Source organism: Streptomyces sp. CRCS-T-1 (assembly GCF_024442335.1).
In the GTDB taxonomy this organism is placed as follows: Bacteria; Actinomycetota; Actinomycetes; order Streptomycetales; family Streptomycetaceae; genus Streptomyces; species Streptomyces koelreuteriae.
The window spans coordinates 5059287-5079184 of record NZ_CP101651.1; the positions used below are offsets into that span (position 1 = coordinate 5059287).

The following is a 19898-nucleotide window of genomic DNA, read 5'->3' on the forward strand; positions in this document are numbered from 1 at the left end:
GGTCCGCAGCCCGGCGGAGCGGGGTGCCTCCCCCACTCTCGGCTTCGCTCGAGCGGGGGGACCCCCACCGCCCGCCCGTGCCGCCCCTAGCGGCACGCATGCCCGCAGCGGGGGCGGCTCAGCAGCTAGGACGGTGCCGGGAGGTATGGGGCCGTTGACGGGAGGCTCAGGTCTGAGGGGAGGAGGGAGCCTACCCAGGAGTCTCGGCGGGTTCCCTTGTTGTTGACGGCGGCGCGCAGGGTGCCCTCGATCGTGAAGCCGGAGCGTTCCGCCACGGCGCGGGAGGCGCGGTTGCCGACCTCGGCGCGCCATTCGACGCGGTCGAGCGCGGCGTGGACGAAGGCCCAGCGGCAGGCGGTGAGCACGGCCTCCGTGATGTAGCCATTGGAGCGGTGCCGCTTCACGGCCCAGAAGCCGATCTCGCCGACGCCCAGGGCGCGCATCGTGATGCCGAGCATGCCGGCCAGTTCTCCGGAGTGGAGGAAGACGCCGAGAGTGAACATGGAGCCGTCCGCCCAGCCGTCCGGGACCATCTGTTCCGTGAAGCCCTCGGCGTGCTCGCGGAGGTAGGGCGAGGGGATCGTGGTCCAGCGCTGGATGTCGGGATCCTGGCAGGCGTCGTACACCGCGTCGGTGTCCTGGGGGTCGACCGTGCGCAGCAGGAGGCGGTCCGTGGTGAGCGTGACGGGGTCCATCGGCCGATCCTCTCGGAGGTCGTCGAAGGTGTCATCTGTTTGCGGTGGGTGAGCGTCATATCACGCTTCGCTTAATTCGGTCGGGGGATGCGGCACTATCCGCTGCGCCCGGACGTTGTCCCCTTAGAAGAAGACGAATCAGAATTGAAGCAGCGCACGGTCGCCGTCACGGCAGGCCCTCCCGGCGCGGTGGGGTCCTCGCATACGATGGCCGTTGCTCAGTAAGTCAAGTGGTAACCGACCGTCCCAGGCCCGACCGGCAAGGAGACCAACCCCCGTGTCCGTCCTCTCGAAGATCATGCGTGCAGGCGAAGGCAAGATCCTGCGCAAGCTGCACCGCATCGCGGACCAGGTCAACTCCATCGAAGAGGACTTCGTCGACCTCTCCGACGCCGAGCTGCGCGCCCTCACCGATGAGTACAAGCAGCGCTATGCCGACGGCGAGACCCTGGACGACCTGCTTCCCGAGGCGTTCGCCACCGTCCGCGAGGCCGCCAAGCGCGTCCTCGGCCAGCGTCACTACGACGTGCAGATGATGGGCGGCGCCGCCCTGCACATGGGCTACGTGGCCGAGATGAAGACCGGTGAGGGCAAGACCCTCGTCGGCACGCTGCCGGCGTATCTGAACGCGCTGTCCGCCAAGGGCGTCCACATCATCACGGTCAACGACTACCTGGCCGAGCGCGACTCCGAGATGATGGGCCGCGTCCACCGGTTCCTGGGCCTCGAGGTCGGCTGCATCCTCGCCAACATGACGCCGGCTCAGCGCCGCGAGCAGTACGCTTGCGACATCACGTACGGCACGAACAACGAGTTCGGCTTCGACTACCTGCGCGACAACATGGCGTGGTCCCAGGACGAGCTCGTCCAGCGCGGCCACAACTTCGCCATCGTCGACGAGGTCGACTCCATCCTCATCGACGAGGCCCGTACGCCGCTGATCATCTCCGGCCCGGCCGACCAGGCCACCAAGTGGTACGGGGACTTCGCCAAGCTGGTGAAGCGACTCAAGCGCGGCGAGGCCGGTCAGCCGCTCAAGGGCATCGAGGAGACCGGCGACTACGACGTCGACGAGAAGAAGCGCACGGTCGCGATCCACGAGTCCGGTGTCAGCAAGGTCGAGGACTGGCTGGGCATCGACAACCTCTACGAGTCGGTGAACACGCCGCTGGTGGGCTACCTGAACAACGCCATCAAGGCGAAGGAGCTCTTCAAGAAGGACAAGGACTACGTCATCATCGACGACGAGGTCATGATCGTCGACGAGCACACCGGACGTATCCTCGCCGGCCGCCGCTACAACGAGGGCATGCACCAGGCGATCGAGGCGAAGGAAGGGGTGCCGATCAAGGACGAGAACCAGACGCTCGCCACGATCACCCTCCAGAACTTCTTCCGCCTCTACAAGCGCCACGACCACAACGAGAAGGAACAGCCCGGCCTGTGCGGCATGACCGGTACGGCCATGACCGAGGCCGCCGAGTTCCACCAGATCTACAAGCTCGGCGTGGTGCCGATCCCGACCAACCGGCCGATGGTCCGCAAGGACCAGTCGGACCTGATCTACCGGACCGAGGTCGCCAAGTTCGAGGCGGTCGTCGACGACATCGAGGAGAAGCACCGCAAGGGTCAGCCGATCCTCGTCGGTACCACCTCGGTCGAGAAGTCCGAGTACCTCTCGCAGCAGCTCAGCAAGCGCGGCATCCAGCACGAGGTGCTGAACGCCAAGCAGCACGACCGTGAGGCGACGATCGTCGCCCAGGCCGGCCGCAAGGGCTCCGTCACGGTCGCCACGAACATGGCCGGCCGTGGTACGGACATCAAGCTCGGCGGCAACCCCGAGGACCTCGCCGAGGCGGAGCTGCGCCAGCGCGGTCTCGACCCCGAGGAGCACATCGAGGAGTGGGCGCACGCCCTGCCCGAGGCGCTCCAGCGGGCCGAGAAGGCCGTCCAGGCCGAGAAGGACGAGGTCGAGCGGCTCGGCGGGCTCTATGTGCTGGGCACCGAGCGGCACGAGTCGCGGCGGATCGACAACCAGCTGCGCGGTCGTTCCGGCCGTCAGGGCGACCCGGGCGAGTCCCGCTTCTACCTCTCGCTCGGCGACGACCTGATGCGGCTGTTCAAGGCCCAGATGGTCGAGCGCGTGATGTCGATGGCGAACGTCCCGGACGACGTGCCGATCGAGAACAAGATGGTCACGCGCGCGATCGCCTCCGCCCAGTCGCAGGTCGAGCAGCAGAACTTCGAGACCCGTAAGAACGTCCTGAAGTACGACGAGGTCCTCAACCGCCAGCGTGAGGTCATCTACGGCGAGCGCCGCCGCGTCCTGGAGGGCGAGGACCTGCACGAGCAGGTGCAGCACTTCATGGACGACACCATCGACGCCTACGTCGGGGCGGAGACGGCCGAGGGCTTCCCGGAGGACTGGGACCTCGACCGGCTGTGGGGTGCCTTCAAGCAGCTCTACCCCTCCAAGATCACGATCGAGGAGCTGGAGGAGGCCGCCGGTGACCGGGCGGGCCTGACCGCCGAGTTCATCGGCGACTCCATCAAGGACGACATCCACGAGCAGTACGAGGCGCGTGAGGCGCAGCTCGGCTCCGAGATCATGCGTGAGCTGGAGCGCCGGGTCGTGCTGTCGGTCCTGGACCGCAAGTGGCGCGAGCACCTCTACGAGATGGACTACCTCCAGGAGGGCATCGGCCTGCGCGCCATGGCGCAGAAGGACCCGCTGGTCGAGTACCAGCGCGAGGGCTTCGACATGTTCACCGCGATGATGGAGGGCATCAAGGAGGAGTCCGTCGGCTACCTGTTCAACCTGGAGGTCCAGGTCGAGCAGCAGGTCGAGGAGGTCCCGGTCGAGGACACCAAGCCGGTGGCCGACCTGGAGAAGCAGGACGCGGTGCCGGCGCAGGCGGGTTCCCGGCCGGAGATCCGTGCCAAGGGGCTCGACGTTCCGCAGCGGCGCAACCTGCACTTCTCCGCGCCGACGGTCGACGGTGAGGGCGGCACCATCGAGGGTGACTTCACCGAGGACGGCGAGCCGGCGCGTTCCGAGTCCGACGGCCTCACGCGCGCGGAGCGCCGCAAGCAGGCGAAGGGCCGGGGGCGTCGTAAGAAGTGACGCCGGCTGCGGCACCGTAGCGGCTTGAAGGGCCGGGCACCTGAGGGTGTCCGGCCCTTCGGCTTGCCTGTGGCTGTTCGTGGCTCAGCCGGTAGCCGGTAGCCGGTTAGCCCGTCGGCCCTTCAGCAGGCTTCTGGGCGGGGTGGGCGGGGGCCGCCCAGTTCCACCGCCGTGCAGCGCCAGCGGAGGTCCTGGCCGAGTTCCAGGCGGAAGGCCATGGCGCGGAGCCGGTCGCCGGCGCCGATGCGGGCGAACGCCTCGATGGCGCCGGCGCGGGGCTCGTACCAGCCGATGTCCCGGACGACGGGGCGGGCGCCGCGGGTGCGCAGGGGGCCGCGTTCGGCGAGCCAGGCCAGTTCGTCGTAGGCGCGGCCCCGGGTGTGGCGGAGCATCGAGTGGACGGGGCGGCGGCCGCTGAGGACGCCGAGCAGGAGCTCGGCGAAGAGGTCGGTGGGGAGGACTGGCTGGGGGATCGGCCGGGGGAGCGGTCGGTGGGGGCTTTGGGCCGGGACGCGGGGTGTGGTGTCGGTGGGGGTGCCGGGACCCCCATGTGTCGGGCGGGGGGTTGTGGGGGTGCCGGGTGTCGGCTGGGGCGCGGTGCCGGGGCTGGGGCGAGTGCGGGTGCGGGTGCGGGTGCGGGAGGGGGTGGTCGGTGGGCGGGTGTCCGCGGGGCGGGTACGGGTGGTCTTGGTGCGGCCGGGGGCCGGGGGACGGTCACCGGCGGCTGTGGTGCGGGCGGGGCCTCCGCTGGGGGTGCGCGGAGGGGCTGCGCCGACAGGGGTCCGTGGGGCGGTGCGGCCCGGGGTGTGCGAAGCGGTGCTGCCGGGGGTGTGAGAGGCCGTGCTGCTGAGAGCGCGTGGGGCGGTGCCGTCGGGGGTGCGTGGGGTGGTGTCGCTCGGAGTGCGTGGAGCCGTGCCGTCAGGGGTGCGTGCGGTGGTGCTGCCAGGGGCGCGGTGGGTCGGTGGGCGGTGTTGTGCCCTGGTCATGACCTTGTTCATGGGGGTCCCCGTTTCGTGGGCCGGTGGGTACCGGTGAGTAACTTCGGGTTGGTGATCTTGTACGGGGTGGGCGGGGGTGGGGGCAAGGGAGACCGCCTCGGGCTGCGGGTGCCGGAAGGTTCACTTATCCGGGTGGTCCGGGGGTTCGGGAGCCGGGCAGGGGTGAGGGTGTGGTGGGTGAATTTCTGGCCCGGGGCTGACGACTCCGGCGTCACGGGGCGGAACTCGAAAGGGGACCCCCGCACGTATCCTGGAGGCCCTCCGGGGCCTTCTGCGCCCTCCGGCCATGAACCGACCACGAAAGCGGCCAGCCATGCGTGTGTACGTGCCCCTGACCCTCCCCGGCCTCGCCGAGGCGTACAAGACGGGTGAGCTGGGATCCGGGCCGTTCGTGGCGTACGCCGTGACGCCCGCGCTGCGGGAGTGGTACGTCTCCGACGACATCGAGGAACTGGAGTACGCGGCGCTGAACCGGGCCGCGCTGGCCTCCCTGCGGCTGCTGGCGATCGAGCCGGGCGTGCCGAGGCGCCGGGTCGTGGTGGCCGTGGACGTGCCCGACCGGATCGCGAGCCCCGATCCCGACCGGGGGCTCGATCAGGCGGCGCTCGGGGAGGTACGGGTCTCGGGTGCCGTGGCCCTGGCCAGGGCGGCGGCCGTGCACGTCGACGCGGATGACGCGGAGGCCGATGTGACGGCGGCCGCCGCGGCGCTGGGGGCGGCGGACGCCGGGGACGACGACGCGCAGTTCGTCGTGGACGGGGCGGAGGATCACGAGCTGCTGTGGTTCGCCACGCAGGAGATCCCGAACCTGGTGGGGCAGGGGGACTGAGCGGCCCGGGCGCCCGGGGGCTCGGGGGCGCGTTGAGGCGCCGTTCTCTTGATTGTCAGTGGGGGCGGGTACGTTTTCAGGCATGGGGATGAAGACGGGCGCGCACATTGTCTGGGACTGGAACGGGACGCTGTTCCATGACATCGACGCGATCATCGGGGCGACGAACGCGGCCTTCGCCGAGCTGGGGCTGGAGCCGCTGACGCTGGAGAAGTACCGGGAGCTGTACTGCGTGCCGGTGCCGAAGTTCTATGAGCGGCTGATGGGGCGGCTGCCGACCGAGGCCGAGTGGGAGCTCATGGATGAGATCTTCCATCGGTACTACGCCGAGCATCGGGTGACGTGCGGGCTGACGGTGGGGGCCGTGGAGCTGCTGTCGGGGTGGCGGTCGGCGGGGCGCAGTCAGTCGATTCTGAGCATGTACGGGCACGAGGAGCTCGTTCCGTTGGTGCGGGGGTTCGGGATCGAGCCGCACTTCATACGGGTGGACGGGCGGACCGGGCCGTCCGGGGGCAGCAAGGCCGAGCACATGGTGCGGCATCTCGCGTCGCTGGCGGGGGTGGAGGCGGGACGGACCGTGGTGATCGGGGACGCTGCGGATGACGCGGTGGCCGCGCTGCATGTGGGGGCTCGGGCCGTGTTGTACACCGGGGGGTCGCACAGCCGGGTGAGTCTTGAGGCGGTGGGTGTGCCCGTGGTGGACACGTTGGAGGAGGCCGTCGCGGAGGCTGAGCGGCTCGCGGCGGCCTGACCGGAACTGGTGGGCTTCGGGGTGCCCGGGGCGTTTCTGCTGGGGCCGGGTGGGTCCGCGGCCCGGCGGAGCGGGGTGCCCCTGCGCCCACCCGTGCCGCCCTTAGCGGCACGCATGCCCGCAGCTAAATGTGCAGAACGTCAAACTTCCAGGCCTGGTTTTGTACACATACGGCTCATGACGGGGCCCCTGTAAGGAGCGATAGCCTTGGTGGCGTGATCAGCGCGATAGTTCGCGGGGACGTCGTCGTCCCTGCCCTGCGCCCGGAGTGCACGGACCACATCCGTGACCGGGCGGCGGTCGCTGGTCTTCGCGGGCGGTACGGGGCATCGATGACTCCCGGGACGCCGAGCACCACCGGGACCGAGGCGTCGCAGAGAGCAGCGTCACACCCGTCGGGCAGCTCAAAAATGGCTCAGACACCCCCGCTCCTCTCGTCTGGCGGCATAGCGTCGGAACAGACCGGATACCCCGTGTCACGGCGTGACGTCGTCAGCGCAGAGACCGTACTTCCTTCTACGTCACGCAACGGCGCGCGACAGGAGCCAGAGGACAATGCAGACCAAGCTGGACGAAGCAAAGGCCGAGTTGCTCGAAAGGGCCGCCCGGGTAGCTGAGAACAGCCCGGTCGGGGGGCACCTACCGACCGGGTCGACGGGCGAGGAGACCCCAGACGCCCAGGAGGCCCCGGACCGCGAGTCCCTGATCTCGTTCTTCCAGCGTTACTACCTGCACACGGCCCCGGAGGACCTCGCCGACCGCGACCCGGTCGATGTCTTCGGAGCCGCCGTATCCCACTACCGGCTGGCCGAGAACCGCCCCCAGGGCACGGCCAACGTGCGGGTCCACACCCCCACCGTGGAAGAGAACGGGTGGACGTGCAGCCACTCGGTCGTCGAGGTCGTCACCGACGACATGCCCTTCCTCGTCGACTCCGTCACCAATGAGCTGACGCGCCAGGGGCGCGGGATCCATGTCGTCATCCACCCGCAGTTCGTGGTGCGGCGCGATGTGACCGGCAAGCTCATCGAGGTGCTGCCCACGCCCACGACCGGCGCCGGCGAGCTCCCGCACGACGCGCACGTCGAGTCCTGGATCCATGTGGAGATCGACCGCGAGACGGACCGGTCCGATCTGAAGCAGATCACCGCCGACCTGCTGCGCGTGCTGTCCGACGCCCGTGAGGCCGTCGAGGACTGGGGCAAGATGCGGGAGGCGGCGACCCGGCTGGCGGAGGGGCTGCCGGACGAGCCCATCCCCGCCGATCTGCCCGGACCGCAGGTCGAGGAGGCCCGCGAGCTGCTGCGCTGGCTGTCCGACGACCACTTCACGTTCCTCGGCTACCGCGAGTACCAGCTGCGCGACGACGACTCCCTGGCCGCCGTCCCCGGCACCGGGCTCGGCATACTGCGCGCGGACCCGCACCACGCCGCCGAGGAGAGCCACCCGGTCAGCCCGTCGTTCGAGCGGCTGCCCGCCGACGCCCGGGCCAAGGCGCGCGAGCACAAGCTGCTCGTCCTGACCAAGGCGAACAGCCGGGCGACCGTGCACCGGCCGTCGTACCTGGACTACATCGGGGTGAAGAAGTTCGACGCCGACGGCAATGTCGTCGGCGAGCGGCGCTTCCTCGGACTGTTCTCCTCCGCCGCCTACACCGAGTCCGTGCGCCGGGTCCCCGTCATCCGGCGCAAGGTCGAGGAGGTCCTGGAGCGGGCCGGGTTCTCGCCCAACAGCCACGACGGCCGCGATCTGCTGCAGATCCTGGAGACGTACCCGCGCGACGAGCTCTTCCAGACCCCCGTCGACGAGCTGCGCTCCATCGTCACCTCGGTCCTCTACCTCCAGGAGCGCAGGCGGCTGAGGCTGTACCTGCGCCAGGACGAGTACGGGCGCTACTACTCCGCCCTCGTCTACCTCCCGCGCGACCGCTACACCACGGCCGTGCGCCTGAGGATCATCGAGATCCTCAAGGAGGAACTGGGCGGCATCAGCGTCGACTTCACCGCCTGGAACACCGAGTCGATCCTCTCCCGGCTGCACTTCGTGGTCCGGGTCCCGCAGGGCACCGAGCTGCCGGAGCTGTCCGACTCCGACAAGGACCGCATCGAGGCCCGGCTGGTGGAGGCGGCCCGCTCCTGGGAGGACGCCTTCGCCGAGGCGCTCAACGCCGAGCTCGGCGAGGAGCGCGCGGCCGAGCTGATGCGCCGGTACGCGCACGCCTTCCCCGAGGGCTACAAGGCCGACCACAGCCCGCGCGCCGCGGTCGCCGACCTCGTCCACCTCGAACAGCTGAACGCCGAGGAGGGCAAGGACTTCGCGCTCAGCCTGTACGAGCCGGTGGGCGCCGCCCCCGAGGAGCGCCGTTTCAAGATCTACCGCACGGGCGACGCCATCTCCCTCTCGGCCGTGCTGCCGGTCCTCAACCGGCTCGGCGTCGAGGTCGTCGACGAGCGGCCCTACGACCTGCGCTGCCCGGACCGCAGCGTGGCCTGGATCTACGACTTCGGCATGCGCGTGCCGCGCTCGCAGAACGGCAGCGGGGACTACTTCGGCGACGACGCCCGCGAGCGCTTCCAGGACGCCTTCGCCGCCACCTGGACCGGCAAGGCGGAGAACGACGGCTTCAACTCCCTCGTGCTGAGCGCCGGGCTCACCTGGCGTCAGGCGATGGTGCTGCGGGCGTACGCGAAGTACCTGCGCCAGGCGGCTTCGACGTTCAGCCAGGACTACATGGAGGACACCCTCCGCAACAACGTCCACACCACCCGGCTGCTCGTCTCCCTGTTCGAGGCGCGGATGTCGCCGGACCGGCAGCGCGCGGGGCACGAGATCGTGGACGCGCTGCTGGAGGAGGTCGACGCGGCCCTCGACCAGGTCGCGAGTCTGGACGAGGACCGGATCCTGCGGTCCTTCCTCACCGTCATCAAGGCGACGCTGCGCACCAACTTCTTCCAGGAGGCGGCGGGCGGCAAGGCGCACGACTACGTCTCCATGAAGTTCGACCCGCAGGCCATCCCCGACCTCCCGGCGCCGCGCCCGGCGTTCGAGATCTGGGTCTACTCGCCGCGCGTCGAGGGTGTGCACCTCAGGTTCGGCAAGGTCGCGCGCGGTGGTCTGCGCTGGTCCGACCGGCGTGAGGACTTCCGCACCGAGATCCTCGGCCTGGTCAAGGCGCAGATGGTGAAGAACACCGTCATCGTGCCGGTCGGCGCCAAGGGCGGCTTCGTCGCCAAGCAACTGCCCGACCCGAGCGTGGACCGGGACGCGTGGCTGGCCGAGGGCATCGCCAGCTACAAGATGTTCATCTCGGCCCTGCTCGACATCACGGACAACATGGTGGCCGGCGAGGTCGTGCCCCCGGCCGACGTGGTCCGGCACGACGAGGACGACACCTACCTCGTCGTCGCGGCCGACAAGGGCACGGCGACGTTCTCGGACATCGCCAACGGGGTCGCGGAGTCGTACAACTTCTGGCTCGGTGACGCCTTCGCCTCCGGCGGCTCCGCCGGCTACGACCACAAGGGCATGGGCATCACCGCCCGCGGCGCCTGGGAGTCCGTCAAGCGGCACTTCCGGGAGCTGGGCGTGGACACCCAGACCGAGGACTTCACCGTCGTCGGCATCGGCGACATGTCCGGTGACGTGTTCGGCAACGGCATGCTGCTCTCCGAGCACATCCGGCTGGTGGCCGCCTTCGACCACCGGCACATCTTCATCGACCCGAACCCGGACGCCGCCACCTCCTACGCCGAGCGCCGCCGCCTGTTCGAGCTGCCCCGCTCCAGCTGGGAGGACTACAACAAGGAGCTGCTGTCGGCCGGCGGCGGCATCTTCCCGCGCACGGCCAAGGCGATCCCGGTCAACGCGCACATCCGCGAGGCCCTCGGCATCGAGGCCAAGGTCACCAAGCTGACCCCGGCCGACCTCATGAAGGCGATCTTCAAGGCGCAGGTCGACCTGCTGTGGAACGGCGGCATCGGTACGTACGTCAAGTCCTCGGCCGAGTCGAACGCGGACGTCGGTGACAAGGCCAACGACGCCATCCGCGTCGACGGCAAGGACCTGCGCGTCAAGGTCGTCGGCGAGGGCGGCAACCTGGGCCTGACCCAGCTCGGCCGGATCGAGTTCGCGCTGCACGGCGGCCGGATCAACACCGACGCCATCGACAACAGCGCGGGCGTCGACACCTCCGACCACGAGGTGAACATCAAGATCCTGCTCAACGGCCTGGTCGCGGACGGCGACATGACCGTCAAGCAGCGCAACAAGCTGCTCGCCGAGATGACCGACGAGGTCGGCCACCTGGTGCTGCGCAACAACTACGCGCAGAACACGGCGATCGCCAACGCCCTCGCCCAGTCCGGCTCCATGCTCCACGCCCAGCAGCGCTTCATGAAGCACCTGGTCAGGGAGGGGCACCTCAACCGGGCGCTGGAGTTCCTGCCCACCGACCGGCAGATCCGCGAGCGGCTCGCCCAGGGCCAGGGACTGACCGGCCCGGAGACGGCCGTCCTCATGGCGTACACGAAGATCACGGTCGCCGAGGAGCTGCTGCACACCTCGCTGCCGGACGACCCGTACCTGAGCACGCTGCTGCACGCGTACTTCCCGACCGAGCTGCGCGAGCAGTTCCCCGAGCACCTCGTCAGCCACCCGCTGCGCCGTGAGATCACCACGACCGTCCTGGTCAACGACACGGTCAACACGGGCGGTACGACGTATCTGCACCGGCTGCGCGAGGAGACCGGGGCGTCGCTGGAGGAGATCGTGCGGGCGCAGACCGCGGCCCGCGCGATCTTCCGCCAGTCCCCGGTGTGGGACGGGGTCGAGGCGCTCGACAACAAGGTCGAGGCCGACGTCCAGACCCGCATCCGGCTGCACTCGCGCCGCCTGGTCGAGCGCGGCACGCGCTGGCTGCTCAACAACCGGCCGCAGCCGCTGGACCTCGCCGAGACGGTCGACTTCTTCGCCGACCGGGTCGAGCAGGTCTGGGGGCAGCTGCCGAACCTGCTGCGCGGTGCCGACCTGGAGTGGTACCAGAAGATCTTCGACGAGCTGACGGGCGTCGGCGTCCCGGACGAACTCGCCACCCGGGTGGCCGGTTTCTCCTCCGCCTTCCCGACGGTCGACATCGTCTCGGTCGCGGACCGCATGGACCGGGAGCCGCTGGACGTCGCCGAGGTCTACTACGACCTCGCCGACCGGCTGCGCATCACCCAGCTCATGGACCGCATCTCCGAGCTGCCCCGTGCCGACCGCTGGCAGTCCATGGCCCGCGCGGCGATCCGCGAGGACCTGTACGCGGCGCACGCGGCGCTGACCGCGGACGTCCTGGCGGTGGGCAACGGCAGCTCGACGCCCGAGCAGCGCTACAAGGCGTGGGAGCAGAAGAACGCGGCGATCCTCGGGCGGGCCCGGACCACGCTGGAGGAGATCCAGGGGTCCGACGCGTTCGACCTCGCGAACCTGTCGGTGGCGATGCGCACGATGAGGACGCTGCTGCGCACGCATTCGTAGGGCGTATGTCCTCTTGGGCGCCCCGGGCCGGTTTCGGTCCGGGGCGCCTTGTTCTTGGCGCGCCTCAGGGCGGTTCGAGTGGAGGACTGGCCGTTTCCGGCTGAGGCTGGTGCCGTGAGACCCGCCCGTGTCGCGCAGGCCGCCGCCGTGGTGGTCGCCGCGGCTGTCGTCGTGCTGATGCTCCTCGTGATCGTCCGGCTGCCCTGGGCCGGAGACCTCGGTGTGCACGCGGCGACCCTCCAGCGGCTGCGGCACAACCTCCTCGACCCCGGCAATCCGCTCGTCGACGCGGACACGCCGAGTCCGTACTACTCGCCCTGGATGGTGCTGCTCGGCTGCGTCGCGCGGATGACTGATCTGTCGGTCTTCTGGGTGCTGCGGATCGGGGCGTTCGTCGGGCTCGGGCTGCTGGTGACGGGGGTGTGGCGGTATGTGCGGACGCTGAGCGGCCGTGGTGCCGCGCCCGCGGTGGCCTTGCTGAGCCTGCTGTTCCTGTGGGGGACGGTGCTCTTCACCTGGAGCGGCTTCTACGGGCTCAACTCGCTCGCGCTGACGGTGTCGTACCCGAGCGTCTTCACCCTGGGGCTGGCGTTTCACCTCTGGGCCTGGCTGGGGCGGGCCGTGCGGGAGGACGGGGGGTGGGGGGTGTGGCTCGGGCTGGGGGCGCTGTGGGCGGTGATCCTGCTGTGCCATCAGTTCACCGGAGTGGTCGCTTCGTTGGGGGCGGTCGCGACGGTGGTGGCCGCGCGGCCGGGGCGGGCGGTGTGGGGGCGGCTGGGGTGCGGGGTGGTGCTGGGGTTTGTGCTGCTGCTGGTGTGGCCGTACTACGACTTCTTCGCGCTGGTCGGGGGTGGGGCGGGCTGGAGTCGGTGCATCGGCCGCTGTACGAGGACCTGTTCGGGCGGTACTGGCTGGTGTTGCTCGGGGTGGTGGCGCTGGGGGTGCGGTGGTGGCGGGATCGGTGGGATCCGCTGGTGCTGTTCTTCGTGCTGGGGGTTGTGGTGGTGGCGGTGGGTGGGGTGAGCGGGCAGTACGCGTGGGGGCGGGTGTTGCCGGCGGTGCTGATCCCGGCGCAGGTCGCTGTGGCGGTGGAGGTGGGGGAGGCCGGGCGGAGGGTGGTGCGGGTGGGGTGGGGGTGTGTGCTGGGGGTGGCGTTGGTGGTGGGGGCTTGGGCGCAGGTGGGGACGGTGGGGTATGTGGTGAGGCCGGGGGATGTGCCGGGGGCTCTGTCGGGGGTCGTCGCGGAGAAGTACCGGGAGCCGTGGGCGGGGTATCAGTGGATGACGCGGTGGGTGGCGTACGGGGATGTGGTGATGGCTCGGGAGGGGCGGCCGAGTGCGCAGATCCCGGCGTACGGGGCGTACACGGTGGCGCCTGGGTATCCCGACTTCTTCCTGCCGGATGAGGGGCGGAGGGAGGAGGCGGTGCGGAGGTATTTCGGGGTGGGGGTGTCTGAGGGGGAGCGGGGGGTGATCTTGCGGGAGTACGGGGTGCGGTGGGTGATGGATACGGGGGTTGCTGGGAGGCCTGGGGTGGGGTTGGGGTTGGGGTTGCGGGAGGTGGGGCGGGGGCCTGGGGGGCAGGTGCTGTACGAGGTTGTGCGGTGAGGGAGTTGTTCTCGTCCGCGTTGTGGTGTCCGGGGCGTTGGTGCTGGGGGCGGGTGGGTCCGCAACCCGGCGGAGCGGGGTGCCGCTGCGCCCACCCGTGCCGCCCCTGGCGGCACGCATGCCCGCAGCTAGGGCGGTGCGGCGGGTCCGCAGCGCAGCGCGGCGGGAGCGGGCGGGAGCGGGCGGCCCGCAGCCCGGCGGGGACGGGTGGGGGCGGGTGGCCCGCAACCCGGCGAGGACCAGCGACCGTAGCCCGGTGGGGCGGGTGGCGTAGCCCGGTGGGGCGGGCGGCCGTAGCCAGGCGGGGGAGGGGCAGCCGCAACCCGGCGGAGCGGGGTGCCGCTGCGCCCACCCGTGCCGCCCCTAGCGGCACGCATGCCCGCAGCTAGGGGGTACGGCGGGTCCGCAGCGCGGCGGAAGCGGGCGGGGGGCGGGCGGCCCGCAGCCCGGCGGGGGCGTGTGGCCGTAGCCCGGCGGGGGAGGGGCGGGCGTAGCCCGGCGGAGTGGGGTGTCGCTGCGCCCAGCCGTGCCGCGCCAAGCGGCACGCATGCGCGCGGCTAGGCGCGGCTGGGCGCAGTTCGACCGGCCGGCTCGGGCTACTTCAGGGCGCTTGCCACCAAGCGGGCTGCTCGTTTTACGCGGGGGCGGGCCAGGCGGCGGACTGTGGGGCGGATGAGGGTGGCTGTGGCTCCTGTGGGTTGCCAGCGGGCCTGGAGGCGGCCGGGGGTGTGGCCTTCGGGTTCGAGGGTGAGCTGGTGGTGGGGGACCTGGGTGGTGAAGGCGGGGAAGGTCAGGGGGGCCAGGAGGAGGCCGGTGTGGGAGACGCCCTGGTGTTGCAGGCGGAGCAGCGGGTGGCGGACTCCGGAGAAGCCGTAGAAGGGGAGCAGCGCCGCTCCGAGGTCGAGGTGGGCGTGGCCCTCGAAGACGCCGGGGCTGACGGGGGAGAGGCGGAAGTGGGCGTGCAGGCGGTGGCCGCCGGGGGCGATGAGAAGGGTGGCGCGCCGGGGGCCGACGGGGAGGCGCAGGGCCGGGTCGTAGGTGCGGATCGCGAGGTCGACGGAGGCGCCCGGGCCTCGGGTGATCTCCGTGATCTCGTGGCGGAACTGGGCGCTCGGGAAGGGCCGGGTCTCCAGATCCAGGTCTGAGATGTCCAGTTCGCGGCGGGACCAATCGGAGGAGGGGATCCGGTCGCCCCAGTAGGTGCGGCCGTCCCTGTCCGTGGTGATCTGGCGCGGCCCTACGCCGTGGCCCAGGCCCCGTGCTGCCAGCCGGGCCTCCGGCAGGCGCCGGTCGCGGATCAGCTGGAGGACGACGCGTTCGGCGCGCGGGAGGCGGGCGAACGCGCCGGGTGCGAGCGTGTCGAGGTAGGGCGTGACCAGGTCCGCGAAGGACGACAGCCACGCGTCGTCCCGGTAGGGCAGGTCACCGGCGTACATCCGGAAGTCGTGCTTGAGGAACTTGTGATCCTTGTCCTCGCGCAGCGACTCGTGCCCGCTCTCGGCCAGGAACCCGTCGATGAGGTGCTGGACGTGAATACGGTCGCGGACGTTCTCCAGCCGGTGCCGCTGGTTCGATATCGACGCGGCCTCGGAGGCGGCGTAGGGCGCCACGTACCAGCGGTACACCGGCTCCGGGACGATCGTGAAGCTGTCGGCGAGGCAGTACGCCTGCGCCGAGAACAGCTGGTCCTCGTAGTGGATGCCCTCGGGGAAGCGCAGGCCGTGACGGTCGAGGAAGGCGCGGGCGTACATCTTGCTCGTCGACAGATGCTCGAAGAACAGGCGCGGGTCGGTCCCGACGCCGTCGAGGGTGCGGCGCTCGGCGACCAGGTGCGGCATCCACGTCGAGCGGCGGCCGTTGTCCACCCGGACCCGCTGCACCGCCCCCATCGCGAAGTCGATCTCGCGTTCGCGGTGCGCGGCGAGCAGCAGTGCCACGGCGTCGTCGGGGAGTTCGTCGTCGCTGTCGAGGAACATCAGATACGGCGCCCGGGCGATGTCCAGGGCGCGGTTGCGCGGGACGCCGCAGCCGCCGCTGTTCTGCTCCAGCCGGAGGTGGCGGACGCGGGGGTCCTGGGCCGCGAGACGCCGTGCCACCTCCGCGCTTCCGTCCGTGGAGTGGTCGTCGCTGATGATGATCTCGAGGTTCGCGTGGGTCTGCCGGCGGACCGAGTCGACCGCGCGCGTGAGGCGTTCGGCGTCGTTGTAGACGATGACCGTCACGGTGACGTCGGGGGTGCTCATGCGGTCGCCTCCTGCGGGGTGGGGGCCGGGGTGCGTTCCTCGAGCGGCAGCACCGGCGGCAGGGAGCGTTCGTCCTGGCCGAGGAAGACCCGGCGTACGACGCGCTCGGCGGCGCGTCCGTCGTCGTACTCGCAGAACCGGCGCCGGAAGGCGGCCCGGGTCTTCGCCGCGCTCTCGTCGCGCCAGGCGTCGGTGGTGAGGATCTCGGTGAGTTCCTGCTGGGTGCGGGCGACCGGGCCCGGGGCCTGGTCCATCAGGTCGAAGTAGACGCCGCGGGTGGTGCGGTACGTCTCCCAGTCGTCGGCGTGGATCACGATCGGCCGGTCGAGGTTGGCGTAGTCGAACATGATCGAGGAGTAGTCCGTGACCAGGGCGTCCGCCGCCAGGCACAGATCCTCGACCGGGTCGTAGGAGGAGACGTCGATGATCCGGCCCGTGCGGCGCAGGTTGGTGAGCGGGGAGGCGGCGCCGCCGTAGAAGTAGTGGCCGCGTACGAGCAGGACCGTGTCCTCGCCGAGGCGGTCGGCGAGGGCGGCGAGGTCAAGGCGCGGGGTCCAGCCGGCCTCGTAGTCGCGGTGGGTCGGCGCGTAGAGGACGGCCCGGCGGCCCGGGTCGATGCCGAGGCGGTCGCGGACGGCGCGGATGTCGTCGGCCGTGGCCGTGTAGTAGACGTCGTTGCGCGGATAGCCGTGGTCGAGGGAGACATAGTGCGAGGGGTACGCGCGCTCCCACATACGGGTGGTGTGGCTGTTGGCGGAGACGCTGTAGTCCCACTTGTCGATGCGCTCCAGCAGCGCCTTGAAGTCCAGTCCCTGCGCGGCGGCCGGGTACGCCATCTGGTCCAGGCCCATGCGCTTCAGCGGCGTGCCGTGGTGGGTCTGGACGTGGATCGCGTCCGGGCGTTTGACCACCGCGTTCGGGAAGTTGACGTTGTTGACGAGGTACTTGGCGGTCGCCAGCACCTCCCAGTAGCGGCGGCTGCCGGGCACGACATGGTCGGTGCCGGGCGGCAGCAGGGCCTCGTTCTCCTGGGTGACCACCCACACCGGGTGGATCTGCGGGGCGAGTTCGGACAGTTCGGCGGCGATCGCGGCGGGGTTGCAGGCGACGCCGCGGTTCCAATACGCCGCGAACACCGCGAGGTGGGGGTTGACCGGGCGGGCGAGTGCGCGGCGGTACTGGTGGTCGCGGAGCTTGGCGCCCACCTGGCGCTTGCGGCTCCGTACGGCCGACTTGGCGGTGCGGCGGGTGCGGTTGACGGCCTGGAAGGCCCGGTACCTGGCGTAGGCGCCCTCTTCGAGCAGGGAGCGGCGGACGCCTTCGAGACCGGCGGGGCGGCTGTAGCCCTCGGGGCGGCGGCGCAGGGCGGCCAGGGACGCCCGGCGGAAGAACTCCCGCGCGACCTCCTCCTCCATGCCGCCGCGCGCGAAGATACGCAGGCAGTCCCGGACCATGACGTCGTAGAGGACGGCGTGGGCGGCGGGGCGGCCCCGGGTGAGGTCGAGGAGGGACTCGTAGCGCTCGACGAGGCCGTAGCGCTGCTCGGGGGTGACCGGCGGCAGGCTCGCGGGGCGCAGGGCGCGGTCCTCGTAGGCGACATGCGGCAGACAGGCGACGCGGTCGGCGAGCAGCAGGGCGGCCAGGGCGGCGTGCGCCTCGTCGTCGGTGGTGAGCTGCTGCTCGTGCGCCCGCCAGAACTCCGCGCGCAGCACGCGGGTGCCGAGCAGCGGGGTGAGGCGCAGCAGGGGCGCGCAGAGATCGAGGGCGACATCGGCGCGGCCCGCCCGGGCCAGCAGGGCGCTGTTCGGGGCGGGCATGCCGGAGGTGTGCCAGGTGCTGCGGACGTGGTCGAGGAGCAGGACGTCCACCTCGGCGGGCAGCTCGGCCACCCGCTCGGCGATCGTGCGCGGGGCGCCGGCGGGCAGGCCGTCCTTGGCGTGGACGAAGTGCAGCCAGCGGCCCGAGGCCCGGGCCGCGCCCGCCGCGCGGGCCGCCGCGTCGCCCATGCCGTCCGGCACCGGCAGCACCTGGACGTCCGGGGCGTGCCGCTCGGCCGTCTCCCGGGCCCAGTCGCCGACCGCGGCCACGATCACCTCGGCGTCGGGGAGGGGATGCGCGGCGAGCGAGTCGAGGAGTTCCGTCAGATGGTCCTGAACGTTCGCCCCGTGGACGATGAGGCTGAGCTCGGCCATCGCGAGGGCTCCTTCACGCCGGTACACCGTATGCGGTCATCGTGTCACCAATAAGACAAAACGGCCGACCGGGGTACGCCTCACGAGCGAACAGGAACCTTCGGCTTGGGCTTGGGCTTCGCGGACTTGTCCCCGGTGAACGCCTCGTACTCCTTGAGGACGTCCTCCGTCGGCCCGTCCATGAGCAGCTCGCCGCGCTCCAGCCACAGCACCCGGTCGCAGGTGTCGCGGATCGACTTGTTGTTGTGGCTGACCAGGAACACCGTGCCCGCGTGCTTGCGCAGTTCGCGGATGCGCTGCTCGGAGCGCTTCTGGAAGGAGCGGTCGCCGGTGGCCAGCGCCTCGTCGATCAGCAGGACGTCGTGGTCCTTGGCTGCGGCGATGGAGAACCGCAGCCGCGCGGCCATGCCGGAGGAGTACGTCCGCATCGGCAGGGTGATGAAGTCGCCCTTCTCGTTGATGCCGGAGAAGTCGACGATCTCCTCGTAGCGGTCCCTGATCTGCTCGCGGGACATGCCCATGGCCAGGCCGCCGAGGTGCACGTTGCGCTCGCCGGTCAGGTCGTTCATCAGGGCCGCGTTGACGCCGAGCAGGGAGGGCTGGCCGTGCGTGTAGATACGGCCGTTCTCCACGGGGAGGAGTCCGGCGACGGCCTTCAGCAGGGTCGACTTGCCGGAGCCGTTGGTGCCGATCAGGCCGATCGCCTCGCCCTTGTAGGCGACGAAGGACACGTTCCGCACGGCGTGCACCCGGCGGACACCGGCCGCCTTCTCGGTCTTCTTGCGGCGCACGATGCGGTTGAGGGCGGCGGTCGCGGAGCCGCGTCCGGCGCCGGTGCCGTTGACGCGGTAGACGATGTCGACGCCGTCGGCGACGACGGTGGGGATCTTCTCGTTCGGGTGCTCAGCCACGGCCGTACGTCTCCTCAGCCTTCCAGAAGTAGATGAAGCCGCCGACGCCGGCGACCAGGGCCCAGCCGACGGCGAGTGCCCACACATGGGCCGGGAGCTGGCTCGCGTGGAAGCTGTCGATCAGGGCGAAGCGCATCAGGTCGATGTAGATCGCGGCCGGGTTGGTCTCCAGCAGGATCGTCACGGCGCGCGGCAGGCTGTCCTTGTCGGCCAGCTTGTCGATGCTCCACATGACACCCGAGACGTACATCCAGGTGCGCAGCACGAACGGCATCAGCTGGGCGATGTCCGGGGTCTTGGCGCCCATCCGGGCCATGACCATGGAGACGCCCGCGTTGAACGTGAACTGCAGGAACAGCGCCGGCAGCGCCAGCAGCCAGGACACACCGACCGGCACGCCGAAGCAGAGCAGGATGACGACCAGGGCGCCCATCGAGAACAGCAGCTGCTGGAGTTGCTGGAGGCAGAACGAGAGGGGCAGGGCGGCGCGCGGGAAGTGCAGGGCGCGCACCAGGCCGAGGTTGCCGGAGATGGCGCGGGTGCCCGCCATGATCGAGCTCTGTGTGAACGTCCAGATGAACACGCCCGTGACCAGGAACGGGATGTAGTCCGGCACGCCGTGCTTGGTGCCGAGCAGGACGCCGAAGATGAAGTAGTAGACCGCCGCGTTCAGCAGGGGGGTCATCACCTGCCAGACCTGGCCCAGCTTCGCCTGGCTGTACTGGGCGGTGAGCTTGGCGGTGGCGAACGCGGTGATGAAGTGGCGGCGGGCCCAGAGCTGCCGGACGTACGCGGGCAGGGAGGGCCGGGCGCCGCTGACCGCGAGGCCGTGGCGGGCGGCGAGGGTCGCGAGGTCGTCGGCGGGGGCCGGGGCCGGGGTCGGTGGCTGGGGCGGTGTGTCGAGGACCTGGCTCACATCCGCTGCTTTCGTTCGGGGGAGGTCGGGGGAGGGGGCGGGACCCGGGGTCGTGTCGAGCGGGAAAGTGGGGTCTTTACCAGACTCTTCACGAAGTCTTACGTCGGGACGGGAC

The 19898-nt window shown here is 70.7% G+C and carries 10 protein-coding genes and 1 pseudogene; 5 read left to right on the forward strand and 6 right to left on the reverse strand.

Going from position 1 to position 19898, the window contains the following annotated elements; genetic code table 11:
- Positions 1-125 precede the first annotated feature (125 nt).
- Positions 126-695 carry a GNAT family N-acetyltransferase gene (locus NNW99_RS23035; protein ID WP_215121030.1) on the reverse strand — a complete coding sequence of 190 codons (570 nt, stop codon included), beginning with the start codon at positions 693-695 and terminating at the stop codon, positions 126-128.
- Positions 696-972: 277 nt separating this feature from the next.
- Here NNW99_RS23035 and secA point away from each other — a divergent pair, with 277 nt between their 5' ends.
- Complete coding sequence (secA, locus tag NNW99_RS23040; protein ID WP_215121031.1) at positions 973-3819, forward strand: preprotein translocase subunit SecA; 2847 nt, start codon at positions 973-975, stop codon at positions 3817-3819.
- A gap of 122 nt (positions 3820-3941) precedes the next feature.
- Here the strand turns inward: secA and NNW99_RS39170 are convergent, their stop codons facing one another.
- Positions 3942-4211: an Rv3235 family protein gene (locus NNW99_RS39170; RefSeq protein ID WP_370869155.1), complete on the reverse strand. Its 270-nt coding sequence runs from the start codon at positions 4209-4211 to the stop codon at positions 3942-3944.
- Positions 4212-5130: 919 nt separating this feature from the next.
- Here NNW99_RS39170 and NNW99_RS23050 point away from each other — a divergent pair.
- The 4 genes and pseudogenes from NNW99_RS23050 (at position 5131) to NNW99_RS23065 (ending at position 13521) form a co-directional block, all read left to right on the forward strand.
- On the forward strand, positions 5131-5646 hold the full coding sequence (locus NNW99_RS23050) for a hypothetical protein (RefSeq protein ID WP_215121033.1): 516 nt from the start codon (positions 5131-5133) through the stop codon (positions 5644-5646).
- A gap of 82 nt (positions 5647-5728) precedes the next feature.
- Positions 5729-6397, forward strand: coding sequence for an HAD family hydrolase (locus NNW99_RS23055; protein ID WP_215121034.1), 669 nt, complete (start codon positions 5729-5731; stop codon positions 6395-6397).
- 555 nt (positions 6398-6952) lie between these two features.
- Positions 6953-11914 (forward strand): NAD-glutamate dehydrogenase, encoded by a 4962-nt coding sequence (locus NNW99_RS23060; protein WP_215121035.1) that lies wholly within the window; start codon positions 6953-6955, stop codon positions 11912-11914.
- A gap of 177 nt (positions 11915-12091) precedes the next feature.
- A pseudogene (locus tag NNW99_RS23065) lies at positions 12092-13521 on the forward strand (hypothetical protein).
- Between the two features lie 596 nt (positions 13522-14117).
- Here the strand turns inward: NNW99_RS23065 and NNW99_RS23070 are convergent.
- The 4 genes from NNW99_RS23070 to NNW99_RS23085 form a co-directional block, all read right to left on the reverse strand.
- Positions 14118-15764 (reverse strand): glycosyltransferase family 2 protein, encoded by a 1647-nt coding sequence (locus NNW99_RS23070; RefSeq protein ID WP_215121037.1) that lies wholly within the window; start codon positions 15762-15764, stop codon positions 14118-14120.
- Positions 15761-17956 (reverse strand): CDP-glycerol glycerophosphotransferase family protein, encoded by a 2196-nt coding sequence (locus NNW99_RS23075; RefSeq protein WP_215121038.1) that lies wholly within the window; start codon positions 17954-17956, stop codon positions 15761-15763. Before NNW99_RS23075 ends, NNW99_RS23070 begins: the two co-directional genes overlap by 4 nt.
- Before the next feature lie 80 nt (positions 17957-18036).
- Positions 18037-18867: an ABC transporter ATP-binding protein gene (locus tag NNW99_RS23080; protein ID WP_215121039.1), complete on the reverse strand. Its 831-nt coding sequence runs from the start codon at positions 18865-18867 to the stop codon at positions 18037-18039.
- A complete protein-coding gene (locus NNW99_RS23085; protein WP_215121040.1) occupies positions 18860-19783 on the reverse strand; it encodes an ABC transporter permease in 924 nt (307 codons plus the stop codon). The genes NNW99_RS23080 and NNW99_RS23085 overlap by 8 nt, the downstream gene beginning before the upstream one ends.
- Positions 19784-19898: the final 115 nt, after the last annotated feature.

Excerpts from the sequence above, each read along its gene's own strand:
- NNW99_RS23035 (WP_215121030.1), bottom strand. The coding sequence starts at position 695 with ATGGACCCCGTCACGCTCACCACGGACCGCCTCCTGCTGCGCACGGTC.
- NNW99_RS39170 (WP_370869155.1), bottom strand. The coding sequence starts at position 4,211 with ATGCTCCGCCACACCCGGGGCCGCGCCTACGACGAACTGGCCTGGCTC.
- NNW99_RS23050 (WP_215121033.1), top strand. The coding sequence starts at position 5,131 with ATGCGTGTGTACGTGCCCCTGACCCTCCCCGGCCTCGCCGAGGCGTAC.
- NNW99_RS23055 (WP_215121034.1), top strand. The coding sequence starts at position 5,729 with ATGGGGATGAAGACGGGCGCGCACATTGTCTGGGACTGGAACGGGACG.
- NNW99_RS23060 (WP_215121035.1), top strand. The coding sequence starts at position 6,953 with ATGCAGACCAAGCTGGACGAAGCAAAGGCCGAGTTGCTCGAAAGGGCC.
- NNW99_RS23070 (WP_215121037.1), bottom strand. The coding sequence starts at position 15,764 with ATGAGCACCCCCGACGTCACCGTGACGGTCATCGTCTACAACGACGCC.
- NNW99_RS23075 (WP_215121038.1), bottom strand. The coding sequence starts at position 17,956 with ATGGCCGAGCTCAGCCTCATCGTCCACGGGGCGAACGTTCAGGACCAT.